Source organism: Acinetobacter sp. Lyrl_1 (assembly GCF_051948795.1).
In the GTDB taxonomy this organism is placed as follows: domain Bacteria; phylum Pseudomonadota; class Gammaproteobacteria; order Pseudomonadales; family Moraxellaceae; genus Acinetobacter; species Acinetobacter towneri.
This window is the reverse complement of record NZ_JAYJLK010000031.1, coordinates 12,643-37,517: the sequence shown is the minus strand read 5'-3', so window position 1 is coordinate 37,517 and position 24,875 is coordinate 12,643. Positions and strand designations below refer to the sequence as shown.

Genomic DNA, 24,875 nt, shown 5'->3' with positions numbered 1-24,875 from the left:
TCTAACTTCTTTGTGTACAGTGACAGCAACCTTAACCTACCTCTCCCCATACACCGTTGCAATCAAATGCTCCACCACTTGCGGCTCAGCCAAAGTAGATGTATCTCCTAAACTATCCAATTCATTCGCTGCAATTTTCCGCAAAATACGGCGCATAATTTTACCTGAACGGGTTTTGGGTAAAGCAGGTGCCCAATGCAGCGCATCAGGCGTTGCCACAGGTCCCAAAATTTTGCGAACCCAATTGACTAATTCTTCACGCAACTCCTCTGACTCAGGTGTACCAACTTGCAAGGTTACAAAGGTGCAAATCCCCTGTCCTTTAATCTCATGGGGCATACCCACCACTGCCGCTTCAGCCACAGCTTCATGTGCCACCAAGGCACTTTCAATTTCTGCGGTACCTAAACGGTGCCCCGAAATATTCAAGACATCATCCACACGCCCTGTAATCCAGTAATAGCCATCTTCATCACGGCGTGCACCATCTCCTGTAAAATACGCACCCGGATAGGTCGAAAAATACGCTTCAATAAAACGTGCAGGGTCGCCCCAAATACCGCGCATTTGCCCTGGCCATGAATCTTTCATAATTAAATTGCCTTCGGTCGCGCCTTCCAGTTCATTACCTTCGGCATCGACAATAGCAGGTTGCACGCCAAATAATGGGCGGGTTGCCGAACCGGGTTTCAGTGGCGTTGCACCAGGCAATGCTGAAATTAATATGCCCCCTGTTTCGGTTTGCCACCATGTATCTACAATTGGGCAACGTCCTTCGCCTACCACGTTGTAATACCAGTTCCACGCTTCAGGATTAATCGGCTCACCGACTGAACCAAGTAAACGCAAGCTGCTGCGGTCACTTTCACGTACAAAACGATCTCCCTCTCGCATCATGGCGCGAATGGCAGTCGGCGCGGTATATAAAATGGTGATGTTGTGTTTATCAACAATATGCCCTGTGCGCGCCCAGCTTGGATAGTTCGGCACCCCTTCAAACATCACGGTAGATGTACCATTCGACAATGGCCCGTATAAGACATAAGAATGCCCTGTAATCCAGCCTACATCTGCGGTACACCAAAACACATCATCCTGTTTCAGGTCAAAGACTTCTCGGAACGTACTGTTCACATAGGTCAAATAACCGCCTGTGGTATGCAAAACACCTTTGGGTTTTCCAGTCGAACCCGAGGTATATAAAATAAATAGTGGATCTTCGGCATTCATCGGCTCGGGTGGGCAGATATCATTCACCGACATAATTTCCATGTGATACCACACGTCGCGTTCAGGCAACATCTCAATCGGATTGCCTGTACGGTGCACCACAATCACATTTTGCACACAGTCGGTACCTGCTACTTTTAGAGCAGCATCAACATTGGCTTTTAAATAAATTGGCTTGCCACCACGCATGGCCGAGTCTGCAGTGACAATTAACTTGGCCTGACAGTCTTCAATTCGGCTAGCCAAAGCATCGGGAGAAAAACCACCAAAAACCACACAATGCACTGCACCAATCCGCGCGCAGGCTAGCATGGCAATCGCAGCTTCGGAAACCATTGGCATGTACAGCACCACCCGATCACCTTTTTGCACCCCGTTCTTTTTCAGCACGTTGGCAAAACGACAGGTTTCATCATGCAAAGAAGCAAAAGAAACCACTTTATGCCGAGATGGATGATCTCCTTCCCAAATAATTGCAGGTTTATGCGGATGTTCTTTTAAATGACGGTCTAAGCAATTGGCACTGACATTCAGTTGCCCATCGGCAAACCATTCAATTTTAAAATGCTCGGGGTCAAAGTTGGTATTTTTGACTTGAGTAAAAGGTTTAATCCAATCTAAGCGTTGGGCTTGCTCTGCCCAATAAGTATCAGGGTCATCTATAGATTGTTGATAGCGTTGAAAATATTCTGCCTCAGTGGTGCGGGCAGTCTTTTTAAATTCATCTGGAACAGGATATACGTCTTTCATCTGCTACTTCCTTGATGTTCTTGCATCTCTCACGAGATGTATGCCACGTTATTGATTATTATTTCTGCACATTTACAGTATGAACTTTCTTTTTTATGGCTCACCATTCGGCTTTAGTCGCATAAATTTTATACAAACAAGAGCATGCCAAATCGTTGATCGAATGCCATGTCCTTGCATTCATACTTTTCAGGTTTACATTCCACTGTACTGCGCATTGCATTATTTTTAAAGAAAATATCGTCCAATAATCGCGAGTATTAACATTTTTTTACGCAGCCAATCATCCATGCCAACGACCCTGTCTTACAGATAAAACCACATACAACTAGCATTTTAAGCGCCAAAAAATAGTACGCTCATCACTTCTCTCCAAGTTGTCTAAAATACTCGCAAGTAAGCATTGCTTCATTAACCAAATTGAGTTTTTCAGGCAAAATAGTCACTTCATTTTGAATTCGGAATTATCGTGGCAGAATCCAAACCCTCACTCAGTGAAGTTTCTGAAAACACCAGCCAGCTGTTGCAGGAAGCCACTGAAAAAACCACGCAAACCGTGATCAATCATACGGCCAAGTACAATGACGCCTACTCCACCATCGACAAAATTATGGAAGGATTTTGGGAGCGTGTGCCGTATTTAATGATTGCAGCCGTGGTGCTGATTCTGTTTTGGCTGCTTGCCCGTGTGTTTAAATGGTTTGTCCGCAAGACCCTAAACAATCGTTCCTATACCCGACAAAATCTGGTTTTGGTGCTGAATCGGGTCGGTAGTTCCGCAATTATTTTCTTTGGTTTTCTGATTGCGATGGTAATTGCCATTCCTGGCTTTACCCCAAGTCAACTCATGAGTGCTTTGGGATTAGGCTCAGTGGCGATTGGTTTTGCCTTTAAGGATATCTTTCAGAACTTATTGTCGGGTGTGCTGATTTTGATTGGTGAGCCATTTAAAATTGGTGATGACATTATCGTAAATAATATGGAAGGTACGGTAGAAGATATTCAGATTCGTGCCACCTTCCTGCGCTCTCCCGATGGACGTCGCATCGTGATTCCAAATGCTACGGTGTATACCAGTGCCGTGACGGTCAATACGGCTTATACCCGTCGTCGTTGCGAGTTTGTGGTCGGTATTGGTTATGAAGATGACGTACAAAAAGCCAAAGATATTATTTTGGCCATTTTAGACCGCGACATCAAAATTTTAAGTCAGCCTGCCTTTAGTGTGAATGTCACTGCATTGGCCGATTTTTCCATCAATTTAAATGTGCGCTGGTGGGTCAATACCACCGAAACCACCACATCGGCTTCCATTAGTGAGGTGCAGGAGCGTGTCATTGCGGCCTTTGCCGAGCATCACATTTCCATTCCTTACCCAGTACAGGAAGTGAAAGTGTATCGAGGTGAAACGGCATTGCTTGAAGAAGATTCAAACCGAGCCAAACAAACGCCCTAATACATAGGCAATCACGGTTTCAGTCCGAATAATACGGTTGCCCAAGTGTCGTGCTTGGCAGCCGTTTTTTTCGAGTAAATCAATTTCGTAGGGAATAAATCCACCTTCTGGGCCAATCACAATACTGCATGGATGTTGGATGGCATGTGGCATAGCTTGATCGGTATAAGGATGCGCCACATAAGCAGAACAATCGGCAGAAATCAAACCGGGCAAAACATCTTCCACAAAGGGTTTAAAGCGTTTATAAAGTTGGATCTCAGGTGCAATGGTATCGCCTGCTTGTTCCAAGCCCAAAGTTACATATTGATCGAGCTGCTGCAAAAATGGCGTTTGCCAATAGCTTTTATCAACCCGATAGCTGTGCAGTAAAATAATTTTTTCCACACCTAACGTCACGCTATCCATAATTAAACGACGCAATACTTTGGGGCGCGGCAAAGCCACAATCAGGGTCACAGGCAGTTTTTTTGGGACAGCTTCTTCATGCAGGGCTTTGACTTGAATTCGCTGCTCGCTGACCTCCACCACTTCGGTCAAATAACGCTTGCCACCACGAATCCCGACTTTCAAGGTGTCACCGACTTGCACACCAACATGCGTATGCAAATGCTGCACTTGCCGCTGGGTGCTAATAGACCACACTTCATTTGTGGTCTGTCGCAGGTCAAGCAAAACGATATTCATATTTAAAGATACTGATTAATCACGTGAATATGCTCAGTTAAAGAGCCACGATTTTTATACATAATCACTTGAGCATTTTGATTCAGCTGTGCACGTAACGCAGGTTCAAACAACAATTGCGTTAACGTATTTACAGCTTGTTCAGCATTTTCGACCACATACACGGCTTCTGCTGCAACAAACTCATCCACAATACTTTGGAAGTTAAAATAATTTTTGCCCAATACCGTGGCGACATTTAAGGCCAAAGGCTCTAAAATATTATGCCCACCGCCAGGTTCATTCAGCGAACCACCGACATAACAGGCCTGACTTAAGGCGTACCACAACCACATTTCACCCATGCTATCGGCTAAATACACTTGTGTTTCGGGTTGAATCGCTTCAGCCAAACTACGGCGCTGCATATTGAGTTGCAGTTTTTTCACCTGCACAGCCACTTCATCAAAACGCTCTGGATGGCGCGGCACAACAATACATAACAGTTCAGGATGCTGTGCGAAATAAGGTTTCAAAGCAGTCAATAATTGCTGTTCTTCAGGCGCATGGGTACTGGCAAGGGTGATAATTTTGCGATGTGCCAATTGCCATGTCTGTTGCAACTGCGCGGCTTGCTCTACAAAATCTTCTGGCGCAGTAATATCAAATTTAATATTACCCACCACGTTTGTACGCTCGGCAGGCATCCCCAATGCGATAAAACGCTGCTGTGTGGCAGAGTCTTGCGCCAAAAGTTGCTGCAAATTTTGCAACATGCCACGAGTCAATCCTTTAACTTTGGCATAGCCTTTGGCCGATTTTTCCGAAAGCCGCGCATTAATCAACAAACACGGGACTTGAAAATGCTGCGCCTGATCAATCAAGTTTGGCCATAACTCTGTTTCGACCAGTGCCAATAATTTAGGCTGATATTTCTGATAAAACTCACGAATTAAATGTACCTGATCGGCAGGTAAATACACAGCTTGAAATAAATCTAAATACGGTGCTTTAAAAAATAATGATTTGGCGCGTGCCTGCCCTGTTTTGGTGGTATTGGTGACTAAAACAGGATGCCCCGCTTTTAAATAATGTTCAATTAGAGGTTGCGCGGCATTGGTTTCTCCCACCGACACCACATGAAACCAAATGGCATGTAAATTTTTAGCGGGCTGAAATGGGCCAAAACGCTCAAGTAGTTCTTGTTGTAATTGCTCAGGATGTTCGGCACGTTTACGAATACGTGACTGATAAATCGGTTTTAGCAGGGTTAAAGCTGCGTTATACCAAAATGGAGTAGCCAAAAGATGCGCCCCAAAAGAAAGACTGTCGGCAAAATATAACAGAGCCACACACGCATGTTAATCGTATGTGGCGCTGTACGGGCTTTTATTCTGCAGATTGTTGTGTTTCAGCCAAAGTTGGATAATCGATATAGCCTTCTGCAACGGCTGTACCAATCATGTTTTCCAGCTTGAGTTCGTTTAAAGGTACATCTGCCAATAAACGCTCATACAAGTCTGGATTGGCAATATACGCCTTACCAAATGACACCGCATCGGCCTTGCCCGAAGCCAATAATTCCACGGCATCAGCACGACTTAAACGCATGTTCGCGATATATGGCACACCGCCTGAACGTACTTTCATTTCTTGGGAAATGCTGTCTTCGGCTAAATATTCGCGGGTAAAGAAAAAGGCGATTTTACGCTGCCCCAATTGCTGCATGACATAGCCAAAGGTTTCACGTGGATCATCATCTCCCATGTCGTGCTCATCGCCACGTGGTGCTAAATGCACACCGACTCGACCTGCGCCCCAGACTTCAATTAAGGCGTCCATCACTTCTAACAAGAAACGCGCACGATTTTCAACCGAACCACCGTATTCATCGTCACGTTGGTTGGTTTTGCTTTGCAGGAATTGATCAATCAAATAACCATTGGCTGCATGCAACTCTACCCCATCAAATCCTGCTTCTTTGGCACGGATGGCGGCTTGTTTATATTGCTCGGTAATGGTGTGGATTTCTGCAATTTCTAAGGCACGTGGCAACACATATTCACGTTTAGGACGCAACAAACTGACATAACCTGCTTGTTGTACCGCACTTGCCGATACTGGTGTTGCACCATTGAGTAAATCTGGATGTGAAACACGACCTACATGCCACAGTTGCGCCACAATCAAACCACCTTTGGCATGCACGGCATCGGTAACGAGTTTCCAACCCTGCACTTGAGCATCGGTAAACAATCCTGGGGTATTTAAATAACCATTGGCTTCTTCAGAAATTACCGTTGCTTCTGAAAGAATCAAACCTGCGCTAGCACGCTGTGCATAATATTCCGCCATCATTGGCGTTGGAACACGGTCATCGCTGGCGCGGCTACGGGTTAAAGGTGCCATCACCACACGGTTTTTTAGATGCAGATCACCCAAAACTAAAGGAGAGTCTAATTCAGCCATTTTTGCCTCTAATCTCACAGTTAAAGTGAGTGTTTTAAATATTCGACATATTGCTGAATGAGTGCTTCATTACGAGAAAAATACGACCATTGTCCATATTTTTCTGCACGAATAAGACCTGCCTGTTGCAGTACCGATAAATGATTTGACATGGTCGATTGCGACACTTTGCCCAAACGCTCAATGTGTCCTGCACATACGCCACGCTTAAAGTCGCCACACTCATCTACCGACAAAAATTGTTCTGGTGCTTTTAACCATTCTAAAATTTGCCGACGGGTAGGATTGGCTAAGGCTTTAAAGATTAAATCGACATCCATCATTCAGACACATATTCGTAAATATAAGCCCAATTCAGCAGCTGCTTTTAATATATCGTATTTTTTCGATATTAATATCGTTTTTTTACGATTTATATAAATTTTTAAGCAACTCAACTGAATTGGGCAGGCTTATTGTGATCTTTCAGACCGTAACTTATAGACCCTGTTTTAAACTGGCTTCAATAAACTTGTCTAAATCACCATCTAAAACCGCACCTGTATTTGAGGTTTCCACGCCTGTACGCAAGTCTTTAATACGTGAATCATCCAATACATAAGAACGAATTTGGCTGCCCCAACCAATATCAGACTTCGAGTCTTCTAAAGCTTGAGCGGCTTCGTTACGTTTACTCATTTCCAGTTCATACAACTTGGCACGTAATTGTTTCCACGCATGGTCACGGTTGGCGTGTTGTGAACGCTGGTTCTGACATGCCACCACAATACCTGTAGGTGCGTGGGTTAAACGTACCGCAGAGTCAGTTTTGTTAATGTGCTGACCACCCGCACCTGAAGCACGGTAAGTATCGGTACGAACATCTGCAGGGTTAATATCAATTTCAATGTTGTCATCAACTTCTGGTGAAACAAACACCGCAGAGAATGACGTATGACGACGGTTACCTGAGTCAAATGGTGATTTACGCACTAAACGATGCACGCCCGATTCGGTACGCAACCAACCATACGCATATTCACCTTCAACGCGAATGGTCGCAGATTTAATCCCTGCCACATCACCATCCGATTCTTCCATCAATTCTGCTTTAAAGCCGTGACGTTCAATCCAGCGCATATACATACGCAACAGCATCGATGCCCAGTCTTGCGCTTCTGTACCACCCGAACCTGCCTGAATTTCGACATAGCATGGGTTTGGATCCATTGGATTGCTGAACATACGGCGGAATTCTAATTTCGCCAGTTCTTCTTCTGCAGAAGTCAATTCAGACTGCACATCCACCAATAAATCTTCATCATCGGCTTCAACGGCTAAGTCCAACATGGCTTGGGCATCTTCTAACTGTGTCGCCAAACCTTCTAGGACATGAATCACGTTTTCAAGCTCGCCCTTTTCTTTGGCCATGGCTTGCGCACGACTTTGATCATTCCAGATTGCAGGATCTTCTAACTCGCGGAGAACCTCTTCTAAACGCTCTTTTTTCAGATCGTAGTCAAAGATACCCCCGTAGTGTTTGACCACGTTCGTTCAAGTCTTTTAATTGGTTTAGATAAGGATTAATTTCCACGTAAATTCTCTCAATTAACAATGAAGCTCAATAGCCGATAATTGTAGCACAGACCTGTTCTGGCATTTCTACCCTGCTGCAAATTCCAGCATAACTTTTCAGCTTTTATCGGTTGAATGCTAAATGTGGTTAAAAATAAAGATCGCTTTCAACTTTTAAAGTGAAAGCCTGATGATATCCAACCTAAAATAGCATGCCCGATTAACTTGGATGTTTATCTTAATGACTGATCTATCGCGCTGATGTTTTGCCTGACACATTCAGCTGAATCCAAGCTTAAACACTGTTTATCGTAATTGATTCAACCCGCCAAAATAAAACAAGGACGAAACAGTATTGGTTATTTAATGATCAATTTTAGTAAAATTCACAAAACCCACATATTTTTAATAAAACAAAACATTTAATTATTTCATTTTTATTTCAATCACTTAAACTCAAAATATTACACAAATTTACGCTTGTAACAAAGCGGTAACTTTCCTGTGATTGACGCTGATTTTTTTTCGCCTAGACTGAAAGTTGTAACAAAAAGTTTAACTGTTAACCAGATTTCAGAGGGGTAATTTCCATGAAAAAATTAGCAATCGCATCAGCCCTACTTTCAGCTTTGGCTATCACTGGTACTGCGAACGCATACCAAGCTGAAATTGGTGCATCAGCAGGACTGTTTGATCCAGACAACGCCAGCTCAAGCGGTTCATTCGGTGTAGATGGTACTTATTACTTTAACCCTGTACAAACCCGCAATGCGCCTTTGGCAGAAGCGGCGTTCCTTGATCGTGCTAGCAACGTAAATGCCAAATACCAATATGATGACTATGATTCTGCGGAACGTCACCGTTACGGTGTAGGTGCTGAATATTTCGTACCAAACTCAGATTTTTATTTAAGTGGTACAGTAGGTCGTGATGATCGTAAAGTAGACAATTCACCTAATTTTGATGAAACTGTTTATAGTGCAGAAGTTGGTTACTTACCTGCACCAGGTTTGTTAATTGCAGCAGGCCTTAAAGGTTATGACAATGACCTTGATGATGGTGTAGACCCAACTTTACGTGCCAAATATGTAACTACACTTTCGAATGGTAAAGACATCAACCTTGAAGCAGGCGCTGCTTTTGGTGATCTAGATGAATACAATCTAGCAGCAGACTACTTCATTGATAAAACTTTAAGCCTGGGTGTTGACTATTACGACAATGATCGTAATGACAGTAACGAATTTGGTATCAATGCACGCAAATTCTTTACACCACAAGTCAGCTTGGAAGGTCGTGTAGGCTTTGGTGAAGTTGGTAATGCTGACTACAACCGCTTTGGTGTCGCTGCGAAATATCGCTTCTAAGCTTAAGTCTAATTCCTTACTCAAATAGCACCCTTCTTCGGAAGGGTGCTTTTTTATACCCTAAAATAAAGCAGTTAGGTAGAAATAGTACATTGACTGTATGTTTATTTTCCGTACAATCAGCAACAACTGTAACAAAACAGTCATATTTCTATAACAGAGGGAATCTCAATAATGTTTAAAAAACTTGCGCTTGCAACTGCACTTCTTGCTGGTTTAAGTACTGCTCATGCGTATCAATTTGAAATCAATGGGGGCTATGAAAACACTGATTTTGATGGAGAAGGTGATTTAGATACATTCTTCATTAATGGCAAATATTATTTAAATGGTGTTCAAGTCAAAAATGCACCTTTAGCTGAAGCAGCGTTCCTAAGTAAAGCTAGCAATATTGGTTTAGGTTATGCTAATGTTAGCGGTGATGGCGACGAAGATATTGATGTCGTTGGCCTGAGCGGAGAATTCTATATTCCAAATACACAATTCTATGTGGGTGGAACTATTAACCAGGTTGACTTTGCAGGCGACGATAATACTGGTTATGCACTTGAAGTTGGTTACTTACCAATCAATGGCCTTTTATTGGCTATTGGTGCAGCAAATGAAAGCGTAGACCCTGTTCAAGTTGCAAACTATGGCTTTATGACAAATCTTCTAAATCAAGTAACCGTAGGTGAGGATACTGCTGTATCTTTACGTGCTAAATATGTCACTCAAATTGGCAACCATTTTGCTAACTTTGAAGGCTTATCTTATTTTGGTGATGAAACAACTTATCGCTTAGGCGCTGATCTTTATATCGACCCAACTTTAAGTGTAGGTATTTCTATTGCAGACTCAACTGCTGATGATTCTGATACTGTTTTTGGCGTTCGTGCACAAAAATTCTTTACCCCAACAATTGCAGTTGGCGTAAATTACACAACAGTTGATGAAATCGATTCATTCGGCATCAATGGTACATTCCGCTTCTAATCTCTCAGATAAAAAGCAAAAAATCCGCTCAAATTTGAGCGGATTTTTATTTGGGCTACTGCTCCAAATGCACAATCTGCAGTTGTAAACTGACATTGCCATTAAACACATTGCGTTCCAATTCATAAACCAAACGCACATGATCCAGCATTGGGTTAAAGTCAAATTTATCTTTGGCACCAAAGGCAATCGCATCCAGCACTTGCCCATTGTCCAACGCCAAACGCAGTTTTAAATGCGTCTCTTTAAGCCATCTAAAATCGACCACTTTAAACCGCCCTTCAAATATAGGTTGTGGAAATTTATGTCCCCACGGTGCCAAATGCTGCAGCATCTCTACCGTGTGTAAATGAAAGGCCTCTGGCGGCAATTCACCATCTGTCCACAGCACGGCATGAAACAGCTCTGCATCCATCTGCGCAATTAGCTGTTCAAACACCTGTTTAAATTCTGCAAAATAAGCCTTTTTAATGGTCAAGCCTGCCGCTGCAGCATGCCCACCAAAATGACTAACCAAGTGTGGATATTGCTCTGCCACCAATTCAATGCTGTCACGAATATGAATACCTTCTATGGAACGGGCCGAGCCTTTAATATGTTCACCATCTTCATCGGCAGCAAAAACGATTGCAGGCCTGTGAAACTGTTCTTTTAAGCGACCCGCAACAATACCTATCACACCTTGATGCCAATGTTCTTCAAACAAGACCAAAGCATGCGGCAAATCAGTTGTATGCAATTGCAGCTTTTCCAGTTCAGCCAACGCATCCTGTTTAATTTGCCCTTCAACCTGACGACGTTCCTGATTCAGGCTATTTAACTGACGTGCCAAGGCATAAGCAGTTTGCATATCTGCTGCCAATAAACATTCAATCCCGATATCCATGGTTTCCATGCGTCCTGCAGCATTAATACGTGGCCCCAAGACAAAACCTAAATCCTGAGCTTTAAGCTGCGCGGGTTCACGCCCTGCCAAATCCAACAATGCGCTAATTCCAGGACGACACAAGTTCTGCTGTATTCGTTTTAAGCCAGCATCCACCAAGATACGGTTGTTATAGTCTAAACTTGCAACATCGGCATAAGTTCCCAAAGCCACCAAATCTAAATATTGGGTCAAATTTGTAGCAGATTTTCCCTGTTTTTTACGCTGACTAGAGAGATTGGCCAGTACATAAAACGCTACGCCCACCCCTGCCAAAGCTTTACTTGGAAAATCACAGCCCAGTTGATTTGGATTGACCACCGCTTCTGCATCTGGCGTGACTTTCGTGGTGAGATGGTGATCGGTGATGATGACCTGCATCCCCAAAGTTTGAGCACGCTCAACTCCCGTGTGACTGGAAATGCCATTATCTACAGTAATTAATAAATCAGGGGTATAACGCTCAAAAGCCAAATCGGCAATGGCGGGAGTTAAGCCATAACCATATTTAAAGCGGTCAGGCACTAAATACTGTACCTGTGCGCCCATGTCGCGTAAGGCCAACATCATCAATGCGGTACTGGTAGCACCATCGGCATCGTAATCGCCCACAATCACTATTTTTTTCTGCTGATCAATCGCCTGATCCATCAACTGAATTGCCTCAGGCAAACCTTTCATACTTGGGGCAAGCAGATGTTTTAGTTTGAGCTCAAGTTCCTGTTCAGACGCCACCCCACGGCGCGCTAAAATCTGGGCAACAAATGTGGACACGCCCTGAAAGTTTTCAGGGCGTGTCAGTAAAGGTCTTTGTTTTATTTGTATTTTTGACATAGTTTCCAGTGATTTAAGGCATCAAGCGTTGTAGTTTCCACTCACCTTCAATTTTTTCATAAGCTAAGCGGTCATGCAAACGGTTCGGACGGCCTTGCCAAAATTCGTAATAATCAGGCTGCAAGCGGTAACCGCCCCAAAATATAGGTTTTTGCAATTCAGATTGATCGCCCACTTGGGCATGCAAGTCTTGGAAACGCGCCTGTAGTTCTTCACGGCTGGCAATCACACCACTTTGCGGAGTGCTAATATGCGCAGCGATTTGGTTGTCACGTGGGCGTTTGTGATAATACGCTGTCGATTCTTGCTCATCAATTTTTTCGACATAACCGCTGACACGAATCTGACGTTCCAGTTCAGGCCAGTAAAATAACAATTCAGCATAAGGATTGGCCGCTAAATCCAACCCTTTTTGACTGTCATAATTGGTATAAAAGTCATAGCCTGCTTCGGTAGCTCCACGCAGCAACACAGTACGCACATGCGGACGACCTTGCGCATTGGCAGTCGCCAATGACATCGCATACGGTTCATGCAGCTTGGCTTCTAAGGCATGGTTAAACCAATTCAAAAACTGAATATGCGGATTGGCACTGACCTGTGCTTCTAGCAATTCACCTTTTTGGTAACTTAAACGCAGCTCACTTAAATCTTTAATTAAATCACTCACGATTTACCCCCTTTAGACGGCATGACGACGTACAGCATCTGCTAAATCTTTCGCCATTGCCTTCACTTCAGCCAAATCATCACCTTCCACCATGACACGAATCACAGGTTCAGTGCCCGATTTACGAATCAATAAGCGTCCACGACCTTTCAGCTGTTCCGTAGCACGGTCAAACTCTTCCACCAAGGCAGGAACGGTATACGGATCAAACATATTTGCTAAGCGCACGTTTTCCAGCACATTTGGCAACAGTTTAAAATCTGCCACCAATTCATGTAGGGCTTTATTTTGTTCGACCATCACCGTTAACACTTGCAAGGCAGCAATAATTGCATCACCTGTGGTGCTCTTGTCCAAAGTCAAAATATGCCCCGATGGCTCACCACCAATAACCCAGCCATTTTCTTCCAGACCTTGTAGCACGTAACGGTCACCGACATTGGCACGGAGTAATGGTACTTGGGCTTTTTCTAACGCCAATTCCAGCGCCATATTGCTCATTAACGTCCCAACAATACCTGCAGGTTTTTTCGAGCCTTGTGTGGCAAGAATATATAAAATGTGGTCACCATCAATTTGCTTGCCTTGACTATCCACCAAAATCACACGGTCTGCATCACCATCAAATGCAACACCCAAGTCCGCCTGATGCTCAAGCACTGCTTTTTGCAAACTTTCAGGATGGGTTGAGCCGCAATTTTCGTTGATGTTTAAACCATTTGGCTCATTGTGAATGGCAATCACTTTCGCACCTAATTCACGGAATACCGCAGGGCCAACATTGTAGGCAGCACCATTGGCGCAATCGACCACAATGGTGAGGTCATTTAAATCTAAATGATATGGAAAGGTCGATTTACAAAACTCGATGTAACGCCCATTGGCATCTTTAACACGAACGCTTTTACCCAAGTTGGCCGTATCATCAATTTTTAATTCTTGTTGCAATTCTTGGTTAATTTCTTCTTGCAAGGCATCTGGCAGCTTTTTCCCTTCGCCCGAGAAAAATTTAATCCCGTTATCAAAATACGGATTATGCGATGCTGAAATCACAATGCCTAAACTGGCATGCAGGGCACGGGTTAAGTGCGCAATAGCGGGCGTAGGCAATGGACCGAGCAAATGCACATAGACACCTGCGGCATTTAAACCTGCCTGTAATGCTGCTTCTAAAATATAGCCTGAAAGACGTGTATCTTTACCCAATACCACAATAGGTTTATTTTTTTTGGTGTGCTTTTTTAAAACTTTACCTGCTGCAAAACCTAGTTTTAATGCAAATTCAGGTGTAATTGGTAACTCTCCAAACTTCCCTCGAATGCCGTCTGTACCAAAATAACTCATATTGTTCTCACTTCTTAGGGGTGATCTTTATCATCACTTTTTTACTGCGAGTTACTTTACACCAAAAATGAAAAAGCCGTCACATTGATGACGGCTTTTATTTGAAAACGATACTAAATATTAACCAACGCGATAGTTCGGCGCTTCTTTGGTAATCGTCACATCATGCACGTGAGATTCCTGCATACCTGCTGCAGTAATTTTCACGAATTTAGCATTTTGGCGTAGGTCTTCAATGGTTGAAGAACCTGTATAACCCATAGATGAACGTAAACCGCCCATCATCTGATGCACGATGTTGCCCATTGGGCCTTTGTACGGTACACGACCTTCAATACCTTCTGGTACAAGTTTTTCTGCACCTGCTTTCGAGTCTTGGAAATAACGGTCTGCAGAACCTGTTGCACCCGCCATTGCACCCAATGAACCCATACCACGGTATGCTTTGTAGTAACGACCTTGGAAGAATTCAACTTCGCCCGGTGCTTCTTCAGTACCAGCAAGCAATGAACCCACCATAATGGTACTTGCACCTGCACCAATCGCTTTGGCCATATCACCAGAGAAGCGAATACCACCATCGGCAATTAATGGAATCTGTTCTTTCAATGCATTGGCAACAGCGTCAATTGCAGAGATTTGCGGCATACCAATACCTGCCACAATACGTGTGGTACAGATTGAACCTGGGCCAATCCCCACTTTCACTGCGTCTGCGCCTGCATCTAACAATGCCAAAGCAGCATCGCCAGTTGCAATGTTACCGCCAATTACTTGAACTTGTGGATAGTTAGCTTTTACCCAACGTACACGCTCAATTACGCCTGCAGAGTGACCGTGTGCAGTATCAACCACAATCGCATCGACACCTGCTTCAACCAATGCTTCTACACGGCTTGGTGTTTCTGCGCCTGTACCTACTGCAGCACCCACACGTAAACGACCTAAGTCATCTTTACAGCTGTTTGGATACAATTCTGCTTTACGGAAATCAGTGACCGTAATTAAGCCTTTTAATTCCTGCTGGTCATTCACCACCAAGACTTTTTCAATACGATGCTGTTGCAATAAAGCTTGAATGTTTTCTTTAGATTCGTCTTCGCGTACTGTCACTAAACGATCTTGACCTGTCATGATGTTGCTGACAGGTTGCTCAAGGTTGGTTTCAAAACGTGTATCACGTCCTGTCACAATACCGACAACTTTGCCATCTTTTACTACAGGTACACCGCTAATATTATTGGCTTGAGTCAGCGCAATCAATTCACGTACTGTAGTTTCTGGCGTTACGGTAATTGGGTCTTTCACCATACCCGCTTCAAATTTTTTCACACGGCGCACTTCGGCTGCTTGCGCAACGATGTCCATGTTTTTATGCAAAATACCAATACCACCGTTTTGCGCCATCGCAATTGCCATACGAGATTCAGTCACCGTATCCATTGCTGCTGAAACCAAAGGAATATTCAGGTCAATGCCGCGCGTAAAACGTGTCTTTAAGGAGACATCTTTTGGGAGAACAGTAGAATAGGCAGGGAGTAATAAGACATCATCGAAGGTTAACGCTTCTTGAACGATGGTCAGCATAACAGTCTCACTGGTAATTTCCGTGAGCCATTATAAACAAATCTGGGCACAAATTTCATTTGTTCTCTAAGAAATATTTTTTATTCTGCCCTTCTGGGGGATGCGACATGAAAAAATCGGTAATTTTCATCTAAAAATTGAAGTTTTCATCCTTAGTTTGCTTTTTAGCCGTGCAGGTTTAAAACTTGCGATGTTTCATTTTTCAGGCAGATAAAGCCGCTTCAATGTGAACCATGATTGGCTATTTATCCAAAATTAGCCGTAAAAAAAAGCAAAGCCGCAGCTTTGCTTTTTCAATCTGGATTGCGATCAACAACTTAAAGCACCATTAAACCACTTGATCGAAGTCATCATCATTCACAGAAATGGCTGGATCGACTTGCACAAATGGAATCATGTTATGCGCACGACGTGCTTTATTGCATTGATCATCGGCAATTTGCACTTCTTTACAAGAGCTGCTGCGTAATTCATAAATCCCGCAGCTCACTTGCTGTCCAACTTCACCTTCTAAAGCGACACAACGCGGCTGACTCTGATTGGTACCACACATGCATGAATAGACTGCTGTTACTGGTTCCGTGTAGTGCTCAGGCATATTCATGCCTTCAGCCCAATAAAATGAAACACGGAAATAAGCGCAACACGCGCCGCAGCTTAAGCAGGCATCTGCTGTAGGTACTTGAGACAACATTCGTTAAGTTCTCGTCATCAAAAAAATCGTTTTTGGGCGAAAATCTTAAAAAAAGTTGTTTTTGCACTCAAGTTTTTTTTTACAGTTTTTTCAGCTTTTTTTGTCGCTTATTCAGGGCAGCTAAAAACGTGTTCGTCCATCAAATCGACGCCACATTCCAGTGTTTCAATCCAGTCTAAGAATTGATTCACCTGTTCTTTGCCCACAAATGGCGTACCGTGTTGCGGCACAATCATTTCAACGTCCATGGTGCGTACCATATTCACCCAGAGGCGAATCACTTTATTGGAACACATATAGCGCTGATGGAAGCCTTTCATCGCAGGAATATGCGCAGCAAAATCAGTCAATGGAATTAAAGCATCTTCCACCATTGACGCACCCATATCACCAGAAAATAAAATTTTGGCGATAGGATCATAAAACTGGAAATTACCAACAGAGTGTAAGAAATGCGCAGGCACAGCAATAATTTTAGACTCGCCCAAAGGAATTGCCTGACCTTCATCTGGCAGTTCCACCAAACGATCTAACCAGTTGCCTTTCATACGGTCGCTCATAAAAGATGAGCTTAAGTGCGGCAAGAAACGCGCCCACAATTTTGATGCTACGATTTTTGCTTCGGTATAGACCAACCAACGCGGCATTGAAGTGATGATGTCTGGGTCTTGGTGCGATGCCATGACATAGTCAAGATTGGTCAAACGGGTATATTTGTTTAATTCCATGGTCAGTGGTACATAGGTCAGGTCGCCACCTGGGTCTAGCACTGCGGCACGGTTATTATCAATGATCAGAAATTGGTTGGCCTGAACACCTTCACCTTTGACCAAACTGGTAAAACTAATACATTTATGTGTCCCATTATCAAATAAGACCTGCGATGTTGTACGGTCAAATGCCATAACCAATCCCCAATTTTTTCATTTTAAAAATAGATTTTCTATCATTGAATAACATATAGCTATTTATGGAAAGTTACAATAAATAAAATGGCTCAGATTACCTGAAATATCAGTGAATTGCAGCAGCATTCAAATAAACAAATCCCGAGCAATTTGCTCAGGATTTATGCATTTTAATGAATAGTTTAGAATAAATAATGTTGCGCCAAAGTCGACACACCAATAATTAGGAAAATCAGTGCACCAATTTTATGAATTAAAGCAATTGGCAATCGGGTCGCTAATTTATTACCAATAAATACCGCAGGTGCATTGGCCAGCATCATCCCCAAAGTGGTTCCAAGCATGACCCAAAACACGCTGTCATAACGTGCGGCTAAAGCCACTGTGGCAATTTGAGTTTTATCGCCAATTTCTGCCAAAAAGAACAATACAAAGGTCGCGCCAAATACACCGTATTTTTGCCACTTGTTGATGCTTTCAGTTTCATCATCTAGCTGGTCTGGAATAAGCATCCAAATCGCCATGCCAATAAAACCTAAAGATAAAATCCACAATAAAATTTCTGGGCTAAGTACCGTGGTAATCCACTGCCCTAAAACTGCAGAAAGTCCGTGGTTAATGAGTGTTGCCAGTAAAATAGCAACCAAGATTGGAGCAGGTTTACGAAAACGTGCCGCGAGTAATAAAGCCAATAGTTGGGTTTTATCACCCATTTCGGCTAAGGCGACAATGGCAGTCGAGATGAGGAATTCATACATGATGTTTTTCTCTGGCTAGCACACATACCAATGACCTATCCCTCCTGCTAGCCAAAATCTGCAGAGTGATAAATCAAAGGTCTTGCCAACAAAAGAAAGCTTGAAAAAGCAGACTTGGTTCTTTGCTATGATGACCATGTTCTGTGGAACAAATATGTTGACCATCACCTTTTTACTGCATTCAGTTGAAACAGAAATTAGTAAAAAGCGGCTACTCCCCAATGAAGTACAGCTATTCTAAACGGAATACTGCGGTTAAGCAAATTTAGCCGAATAACGGCAGTGACAAAAAACCCTGCCGCAGCAGGGTTTTATAAAGCTTTTCTGAGTTTAGAGCAGCAAGCTACGAATATCTGCCAACAACTGGGTCAGTTTATGGGTAAAACGTGCTGCATCTGCGCCATTAATTACCCGATGGTCATACGACAATGACAATGGCAACATCAAGCGCGGATCAAAGCCTTCACCATTCCAGACAGGCTGCATGGTCGCTGGTGAAATACCCAAAATCGCAACCTGCGGCCAGTTCACCAACGGCGTAAATGCCGTACCGCCAATCGAACCTAAACTGGTGATGGTAAAGTTTGCACCTTGTAAATCTTTAGGCGACAACTTTTTATCACGCGCTTTTTGACTCAACTCACCCAGTTCAATCGCAATTTGTTTAATCGATTTCTGATCTGGATTACGTAGTACAGGCACGGTTAAACCATCGGGGGTTGCCACCGCAATGCCCATGTGGATTTCTTTACGCAGCAGCACAGACTTTTGATCGTCTGCCAGATGCGCAGCGAAATATGGCTCATCTTTCAGTAAATGCGCTACTGCTTTGGCAATGAACGCCAAAATGGTCAAGCTAACACCTTCTTTTTTGAAGTTAGCTTTCAATTCACTGCGCCACGCTTCTAGCTCAGTAATATCGGCCAAATCAAATTGCGTGACTTGTGGGATGTAATTGTTCAGGGACAATTGCGGAATTGACACTTGTTGTAAGCGCGTCAAACCTTTTTCTTCCACGCCACCAAATGCAGTAAAGTCAGGCAGCTTTGGCAAACCTGTAACTTGCTGTGTTGTAGCAGCGACAGGAGCCGTCTGCGGCGCAGTAAGACGCGCTTTAACATAAGCCTTCAAGTCTTCTTTGAGTACACGTGCATGTGGGCCAGTGGCGTTTACATCGGCTAAAACAACACCTAACTCACGCGCCAGTTTACGCACAGCAGGGCCTGCATACACTTTTGCATTGGCTTCATTTTGCGCCTTGCTCAATTTGTCTACATTCGTATGTGCACTTGCTGCAACCGTTGTGGTTTGTGCTGTAGATGCAGCACTGACTGCTGGCGATGCACTTGGTGCAGAGGCAACTTGCGCTGCCGCAACTGCTGCTGGTGCAGCTGCGCCTGCAGTTACTATCGTCACTAAGGCATTGCCCTGCGCAACACTTTGTCCTAATTCTACATGAATCGCTTGAATCACGCCTGCAGTAGTACTTGGCACTTCTACCGTAGCCTTGTCTGATTCCACCACAATCAAACTTTGGTCAGCGGCAACTGTATCACCTACTTGTACCAAAATTTCTGCCACTGTGGCTTTATCGACCCCTAAATCAGGCACTGCGACTTCAACCTGTGCTGATGCTGTTGTTTGTGGTGCAGATGCAGTTGCTGCGCTCGCTGTTGCAGCAGCCGCTTCTGCTGATGCCACTTGAGGTGTTTCCACCTGTGTGACTGCAGCAGCGGCGGTTTTCACTTTCAGAATCACCACACCTTCTTTTACCGTATCACCCGTAGTGATTTGGATCGCGGTAACTGTACCCGATACCGTACTCGGCACTTCTACCGTGGCTTTGTCCGACTCCACCACAATAATACTTTGATCAACATCAATCGCATCGCCCACTTGTACTAAAATTTCCCCAACAACGGCTTTTTCCACGCCAATGTCAGGTACTTGTACATCTACTTCTTGTGCTGTGGTTGATGTCGCCGAGCTTGGCGCTGCAGCGACCACTGGTTCAGCATCTTGCTTCGGTGCAGCGTCCACTTCGGCTTGCGGTGCAGCAACTTCTGTAGCAGCTGCGGTTTGAGCTTCAGTTTCTAGCTCAATTAGCACCGCACCTTCAGTCACTTCATCGCCTTGTTGTACCAAAATACTTTTCACTACCCCTGCAGCGGTGCTGGGTACTTCAACAGAGGCTTTGTCTGATTCCAACAGGACAATGCTGTCATCAACTGCAATCGTGTCGCCAACTTTGACAAGAATATCTGCAACAGTGGCTTTATCGACACCAATATCAGGCGTTTGAATTTGCATGATCAGTGCTCCTCTTTGTAGTCAGCAACCGCTTGTACTTCAGGAACCGCTTGCGGTGCCCACGCGACAGGACGATCTGTATCTAACTCAAATGTCGAGATTGCATCTTTGACCAAACGCGCATCGACTTCGCCTTCATCAGCCAGTTTTTTCAAGGTGGCTACCACAATGTGTGCAGCATCGACCCCAAAGTAGCTACGCAAGTTACCGCGGGTATCGGAACGACCATAACCATCGGTACCCAAGGCAACAAATGGACGATTGTCTGGCAAGTAACCGCGAATTTGCTCGCTATAGGCGCGCATGTGATCGGTAGCAGACACGACAATGCCATCTTTGCCACGTAACTGTTGTGAGATCCACGGCTCTTTGCTTTCTTCAGCCAATGGATGCAAACGGTTGTATTCTTCACACGCCATACCATCACGCGCCAATTCATTAAAACTGGTCACACTGTAGACATTCGAGTGGATTTGATACTCTTCACGCAAGATTTTCGCCGCTTTGATGACTTCACGCAAAATCACACCTGAACCTAGCAATTGAACCGTGGCTTTTTCATCTTCCTGCAGTAAATACATGCCGCGCTTAATGCCTTCTTCCACACCTTGTGGCATTTCAGGATGCTCGTAGTTTTCATTCATTACGGTGAGGTAATAGAACACGCGCTCCTGATTGACATACATGCGTTGCAAACCATCATGCACAATCACGGCAAGCTCATAACCAAAGCATGGGTCATAGGACACACAGTTTGGAATAGTATTGGCTAAAATATGCGAGTGACCATCTTGGTGTTGCAAGCCTTCACCATTGAGTGTGGTACGTCCTGCAGTGGCACCCAACAAGAAACCTTGCGCCTGTGCATCACCTGCCGCCCATGCAATATCCCCAATCCGCTGGAAACCAAACATGGAGTAATACATATACATTGGGATCATTGGTAAGTTATTGGTCGAATAACTGGTACCCAAAGCTGCCCAAGCACTCATTGCACCTGCTTCGTTAATGCCTTCTTGCAGCATGTGACCGTCTTTGGCTTCACGATAATGCATCAATTGTTCTTGGTCTTCAGGGGTGTATTTTTGCCCATGTGCGGCATAAATACCCAGTTGACGGAACATGCCTTCTAAACCAAAAGTACGTGCTTCATCGGGTACAATGGGTACCACACGGTCTTTAATGGCTTTTTCTTTGAGCAGGGCAGAAATCAAACGCACCATCACCATAGTGGTCGATTGTTCTTTGCCACCTGAACCTGCCAAGACTGAATCGAAAACTGATAATTCAGGAATTTGTAAAGCTTCGCTGTCTTTACGACGCGCAGGCAAATAACCACCCAACGCTTCGCGACGCGCTTTCATATATTTCAATTCAGGCGAATTTTCACTTGGACGATAGAACGGCACTTCTTCAAGTTGCTCATCGCTAAATGGCAAGTTGAAGCGGTCACGTACATATTTTAAAGAATCCAACTGCATTTTTTTGATTTGGTGGGTTTTGTTCACCGCTTCAATTTCATCAGACAAACCATAACCTTTGACAGTTTTGGCTAAAATGACCGTTGGCTGACCTTTGGCCTTACATGCTTCAGCATACGCCGCAAATACTTTGTACGGATCGTGACCACCACGGTTCAGGTTATCAATATCTTCATCGCTTAAATCTTTGACCAATTCTTTGGCTTCAGGATATTTACCAAAGAATTTCTCACGAGCGTATGCACCACCTTTCACTTGCAAGCGCTGATAATCACCATCCACCGCTTCTTCCATAATGGCTCTTAATGCACCTGTGTCGTCTTTGTCTAATAAAGCATCCCAATGACGCCCCCAGACCACTTTAATCACGCGCCAACCTGCGCCACGGAATAACGACTCAAGTTCTTGAATGATTTTACCGTTACCGCGTACAGGGCCATCTAAACGCTGTAAGTTACAGTTCACCACCCAAATCAGGTTATCTAGCTTTTCACGACCTGCCAGTGAAATTGCACCCAAACTTTCTGGCTCATCCATTTCACCATCGCCTAGATATGCCCAGACTTTACGGTCTTCTTCTTTAATCAAACCGCGGTTCATTAAATATTTTTGAATATGTGCCTGATAAATTGACATGATTGGACCCAGACCCATCGATACCGTTGGGAACTGCCAATAGTCAGGCATTAAATAAGGATGTGGATAGCTAGGTAAACCGTTACCGCCCACTTCACGGCGGAAATTATTTAATTGATCTTCGGTTAAACGCCCTTCTAAAAATGAACGGGCATAAATACCGGGTGCACAGTGACCTTGGTAGTAGATCATATCACCGCCAAAATGATCACTATTGGCACGGAAGAAATGGTTAAAACCAACATCATATAATGTGGCTGAAGATGCGAAACTTGCAAGGTGACCACCTAAATCATCACCTGTTTTATTGGCACGCAATACCATTGCCAACGCATTCCAGCGAATCAGGGCGCGAATACGACGCTCCATATCCTGATCGCCCGGCATGGCAGGTTGTTCTTCCACTGAAATGGTATTGAGGTAAGGAGTATTTAATCGCTGAATGGGTACATGCTTTGCAATTGCACGTTGGTACAGTTTTTCGAGTAAAAATGCTGCCCGTTCAGTACCCATATGTTGTAACACAGCATCAAAGGCGTCTTGCCATTCTTGGGTTTCTTGTGAGTCCGTATCACCGTAAAACGCCATAATTCACTATTCCTAAGCCTAATCGTATGCTTTATATGTATCATAATTTAGACTTTAGTAGATATGGCTAATCTTAAATGCATATCCTGCATACTATTTAGAAAATAAATAGTGATTGACACATTCTTACAGCAAATAACAAAAAACCGCCAATTTAGGCGGTTTTTTATACAATAAAGCAGATACTGCGTGTTATTATTTTTTTAGGTGATAAGTTGATGTCTGAAATGTCTCACTAGATTTTGCTAAAAGCTAAAACGTGAGTATAAAGAAAAGCGACCTTTGCCGCTTTAATTTCATGTTTTAATTTGTAGTTCGCGTGTAGTTTACAGTGAGTGTGGCTAGAGCATGAATTTCTAGCCAAAACATTACGGCAACATTGCTAAATAGGTAGAAGGGTTCTTACGTTGACCATCTTTCACTACTTCATAATGTAAGTGAGGACCTGTACAACGACCTGTACAACCCACGTTGGCAATATGTTCACCTGCATCTACACGGTCACCCACACGTGCAATTAAACGTGAAGCGTGTGCGTAGCGCGTGATATAACCATTACCGTGGTTAATTTCTACATATTGACCATAACCTGTGCCCCAGCCTGACTTGGTCACAATACCTGGGCCAGTCGCATAAATTGGAGTACCGCTTGGTGCAGCAAGGTCTAAGCCTGAATGGTTTTCAGCACGACCACTCATGACACGACCGCCATAGTTCGAGCTAATACGTGCATTTGGTAATGGATGTGACACTAACCAAGCATAAGGATTTGAAGAAGCAAAACGGGTGCTGGTATTGGTACCGTATTTTTTTGCTAAAGACGCATTGTTTAATTCTGTAGTCTTTTCACGAAGCTTAACGGTCATCTGCGTTTGTGCAGGAACATCAATGTCTTGTGTTTCTGTATAAGAACCTTGTGACAAGGTGCGGGTTAATTGCTCAATACGATCAGTCGATGAATTTTGGGAATCTAACTCAACTAAATCAGCAAATGCGACAGATGCTGCCGAAGCTGCCAGTGAAAACGCTAATAAAATACGGCGCGAATGCATAAAAAAACCTCTTAACTGTTCTTACTTGAAGTTCCTTGTGATCTCTTCCTTGATATCTACTGAAAGGAGCGCATAAGATTAGGGCATAAACATGAAGGAATGATGTATGTCCGAACCTGTGAATCTCTTTCAACAAACAAGAAAACACATAAAAACAGGAAACCTAACGTTTCTCTCAACCCAAGTTGCTGCATGGCAGAAACTTGGCAAACTTATTCAACCTTTACTGCCGCAACCAGAGCAATGGCAGGTGGTTTGTTATCAACAAGGTGTCTTAACCATTACTGGAACGAATCAAGCGATGGTCAGTCAACTTGCTTATTTGCAAAAGCAATACATTACTCAACTGTCACAACTGCATGAACTGAAAGACATACAAAAAATTCAAGTTCGTTTAAGAGTTGAATCTCAAACGCCCCCAAAAAGCGAAAAGCCTTTAAGAACACTTAGTCCAGAAACTCAAGATATGTTACGAGGTGCTGCTGACTTTGTGAGCGACCCTAAGCTTAGCCAAGCTTTGTTACGTTTGGCAAGCAATAAAAAATAATTGTTTGCAGAAAACACCAAAAACTCGTGCTCAAATTTGTGATGAAATTCACATATTATTGTTGTTACATTATA

At 43.7% G+C, this 24,875-nt stretch carries 20 protein-coding genes and 1 riboswitch; of the genes, 4 read left to right on the top strand and 16 right to left on the bottom strand.

The window, feature by feature from the left end:
* Positions 1-36: 36 nt before the first annotated feature.
* A complete protein-coding gene (acs, locus tag VF675_RS10220) occupies positions 37-1,980 on the bottom strand; it encodes an acetate--CoA ligase (protein ID WP_131261198.1) in 1,944 nt (647 codons plus the stop codon).
* A 469-nt stretch (positions 1,981-2,449) separates the two neighbouring features.
* On the opposite strand from acs, the gene VF675_RS10215 reads away from it, so the two are divergent.
* Positions 2,450-3,436, top strand: coding sequence for a mechanosensitive ion channel family protein (locus VF675_RS10215; protein WP_096901680.1), 987 nt, complete (start codon positions 2,450-2,452; stop codon positions 3,434-3,436).
* Here VF675_RS10215 and VF675_RS10210 read toward each other — a convergent pair.
* The 5 genes from VF675_RS10210 to prfB form a co-directional block, all read right to left on the bottom strand.
* Positions 3,410-4,123, bottom strand: coding sequence for a 16S rRNA (uracil(1498)-N(3))-methyltransferase (locus tag VF675_RS10210; RefSeq protein WP_440205176.1), 714 nt, complete (start codon positions 4,121-4,123; stop codon positions 3,410-3,412). The two genes, VF675_RS10215 and VF675_RS10210, sit on opposite strands and share 27 nt — an antisense overlap.
* 2 nt (positions 4,124-4,125) lie before the next feature.
* On the bottom strand, positions 4,126-5,406 hold the full coding sequence (locus tag VF675_RS10205) for a 3-deoxy-D-manno-octulosonic acid transferase (RefSeq protein WP_440205175.1): 1,281 nt from the start codon (positions 5,404-5,406) through the stop codon (positions 4,126-4,128).
* A gap of 85 nt (positions 5,407-5,491) precedes the next feature.
* Entirely contained in the window at positions 5,492-6,571 is a 1,080-nt protein-coding gene (locus VF675_RS10200) for an alkene reductase (RefSeq protein WP_440205174.1), read from the bottom strand.
* Between the two features lie 20 nt (positions 6,572-6,591).
* Positions 6,592-6,891, bottom strand: coding sequence for an ArsR/SmtB family transcription factor (locus tag VF675_RS10195; RefSeq protein WP_178867820.1), 300 nt, complete (start codon positions 6,889-6,891; stop codon positions 6,592-6,594).
* Between the two features lie 157 nt (positions 6,892-7,048).
* Positions 7,049-8,144, bottom strand: a protein-coding gene (gene prfB / locus VF675_RS10190) for a peptide chain release factor 2 (RefSeq protein WP_104852716.1) whose coding sequence is annotated in 2 segments (ribosomal slippage) — positions 7,049-8,071 and positions 8,073-8,144 — 1,095 coding nt in all. Because the reading frame shifts where the segments join, the coding sequence is not laid out codon by codon here.
* 571 nt (positions 8,145-8,715) lie between these two features.
* Between prfB and VF675_RS10185 the strand changes: the two genes are divergently transcribed.
* On the top strand, positions 8,716-9,492 hold the full coding sequence (locus tag VF675_RS10185) for a putative porin (protein WP_440205173.1): 777 nt from the start codon (positions 8,716-8,718) through the stop codon (positions 9,490-9,492).
* Between the two features lie 174 nt (positions 9,493-9,666).
* The gene (locus VF675_RS10180; protein WP_440205172.1) at positions 9,667-10,467 is read left to right on the top strand and encodes a putative porin; all 801 of its coding nucleotides are present in this window, start codon (positions 9,667-9,669) and stop codon (positions 10,465-10,467) included.
* A 55-nt stretch (positions 10,468-10,522) separates the two neighbouring features.
* On the opposite strand, the gene recJ is transcribed toward VF675_RS10180, so the two are convergent.
* From recJ to VF675_RS10130, 10 genes are all read right to left on the bottom strand, one after another.
* A complete protein-coding gene (gene recJ / locus VF675_RS10175) occupies positions 10,523-12,226 on the bottom strand; it encodes a single-stranded-DNA-specific exonuclease RecJ (protein ID WP_440205171.1) in 1,704 nt (567 codons plus the stop codon).
* 13 nt (positions 12,227-12,239) lie between these two features.
* Complete coding sequence (pdxH, locus tag VF675_RS10170; RefSeq protein WP_096901662.1) at positions 12,240-12,896, bottom strand: pyridoxamine 5'-phosphate oxidase; 657 nt, start codon at positions 12,894-12,896, stop codon at positions 12,240-12,242.
* 12 nt (positions 12,897-12,908) lie between these two features.
* Positions 12,909-14,240, bottom strand: a complete 1,332-nt coding sequence (gene glmM, locus VF675_RS10165) for a phosphoglucosamine mutase (protein ID WP_178867818.1) — start codon at positions 14,238-14,240, stop codon at positions 12,909-12,911.
* A gap of 120 nt (positions 14,241-14,360) precedes the next feature.
* On the bottom strand, positions 14,361-15,827 hold the full coding sequence (guaB, locus tag VF675_RS10160) for an IMP dehydrogenase (RefSeq protein ID WP_004974257.1): 1,467 nt from the start codon (positions 15,825-15,827) through the stop codon (positions 14,361-14,363).
* Between the two features lie 328 nt (positions 15,828-16,155).
* Positions 16,156-16,521, bottom strand: a complete 366-nt coding sequence (locus tag VF675_RS10155; RefSeq protein ID WP_004974255.1) for a YkgJ family cysteine cluster protein — start codon at positions 16,519-16,521, stop codon at positions 16,156-16,158.
* A 107-nt stretch (positions 16,522-16,628) separates the two neighbouring features.
* The gene (locus tag VF675_RS10150; protein WP_180169547.1) at positions 16,629-17,426 is read right to left on the bottom strand and encodes an MBL fold metallo-hydrolase; all 798 of its coding nucleotides are present in this window, start codon (positions 17,424-17,426) and stop codon (positions 16,629-16,631) included.
* Between the two features lie 185 nt (positions 17,427-17,611).
* Complete coding sequence (locus VF675_RS10145) at positions 17,612-18,187, bottom strand: TMEM165/GDT1 family protein (RefSeq protein WP_004974251.1); 576 nt, start codon at positions 18,185-18,187, stop codon at positions 17,612-17,614.
* 71 nt (positions 18,188-18,258) lie between these two features.
* A riboswitch (yybP-ykoY riboswitch) is annotated at positions 18,259-18,419 on the bottom strand.
* 98 nt (positions 18,420-18,517) lie between these two features.
* Positions 18,518-20,497 (bottom strand): 2-oxo acid dehydrogenase subunit E2, encoded by a 1,980-nt coding sequence (locus tag VF675_RS10140; protein WP_440205170.1) that lies wholly within the window; start codon positions 20,495-20,497, stop codon positions 18,518-18,520.
* Positions 20,498-20,499: 2 nt separating this feature from the next.
* Entirely contained in the window at positions 20,500-23,202 is a 2,703-nt protein-coding gene (gene aceE, locus VF675_RS10135; RefSeq protein WP_096901655.1) for a pyruvate dehydrogenase (acetyl-transferring), homodimeric type, read from the bottom strand.
* A gap of 368 nt (positions 23,203-23,570) precedes the next feature.
* Positions 23,571-24,254: a M23 family metallopeptidase gene (locus tag VF675_RS10130; RefSeq protein WP_004974246.1), complete on the bottom strand. Its 684-nt coding sequence runs from the start codon at positions 24,252-24,254 to the stop codon at positions 23,571-23,573.
* Positions 24,255-24,360: 106 nt separating this feature from the next.
* On the opposite strand from VF675_RS10130, the gene VF675_RS10125 reads away from it, so the two are divergent.
* Positions 24,361-24,801 carry a DciA family protein gene (locus VF675_RS10125; protein ID WP_004974242.1) on the top strand — a complete coding sequence of 147 codons (441 nt, stop codon included), beginning with the start codon at positions 24,361-24,363 and terminating at the stop codon, positions 24,799-24,801.
* Positions 24,802-24,875: the final 74 nt, after the last annotated feature.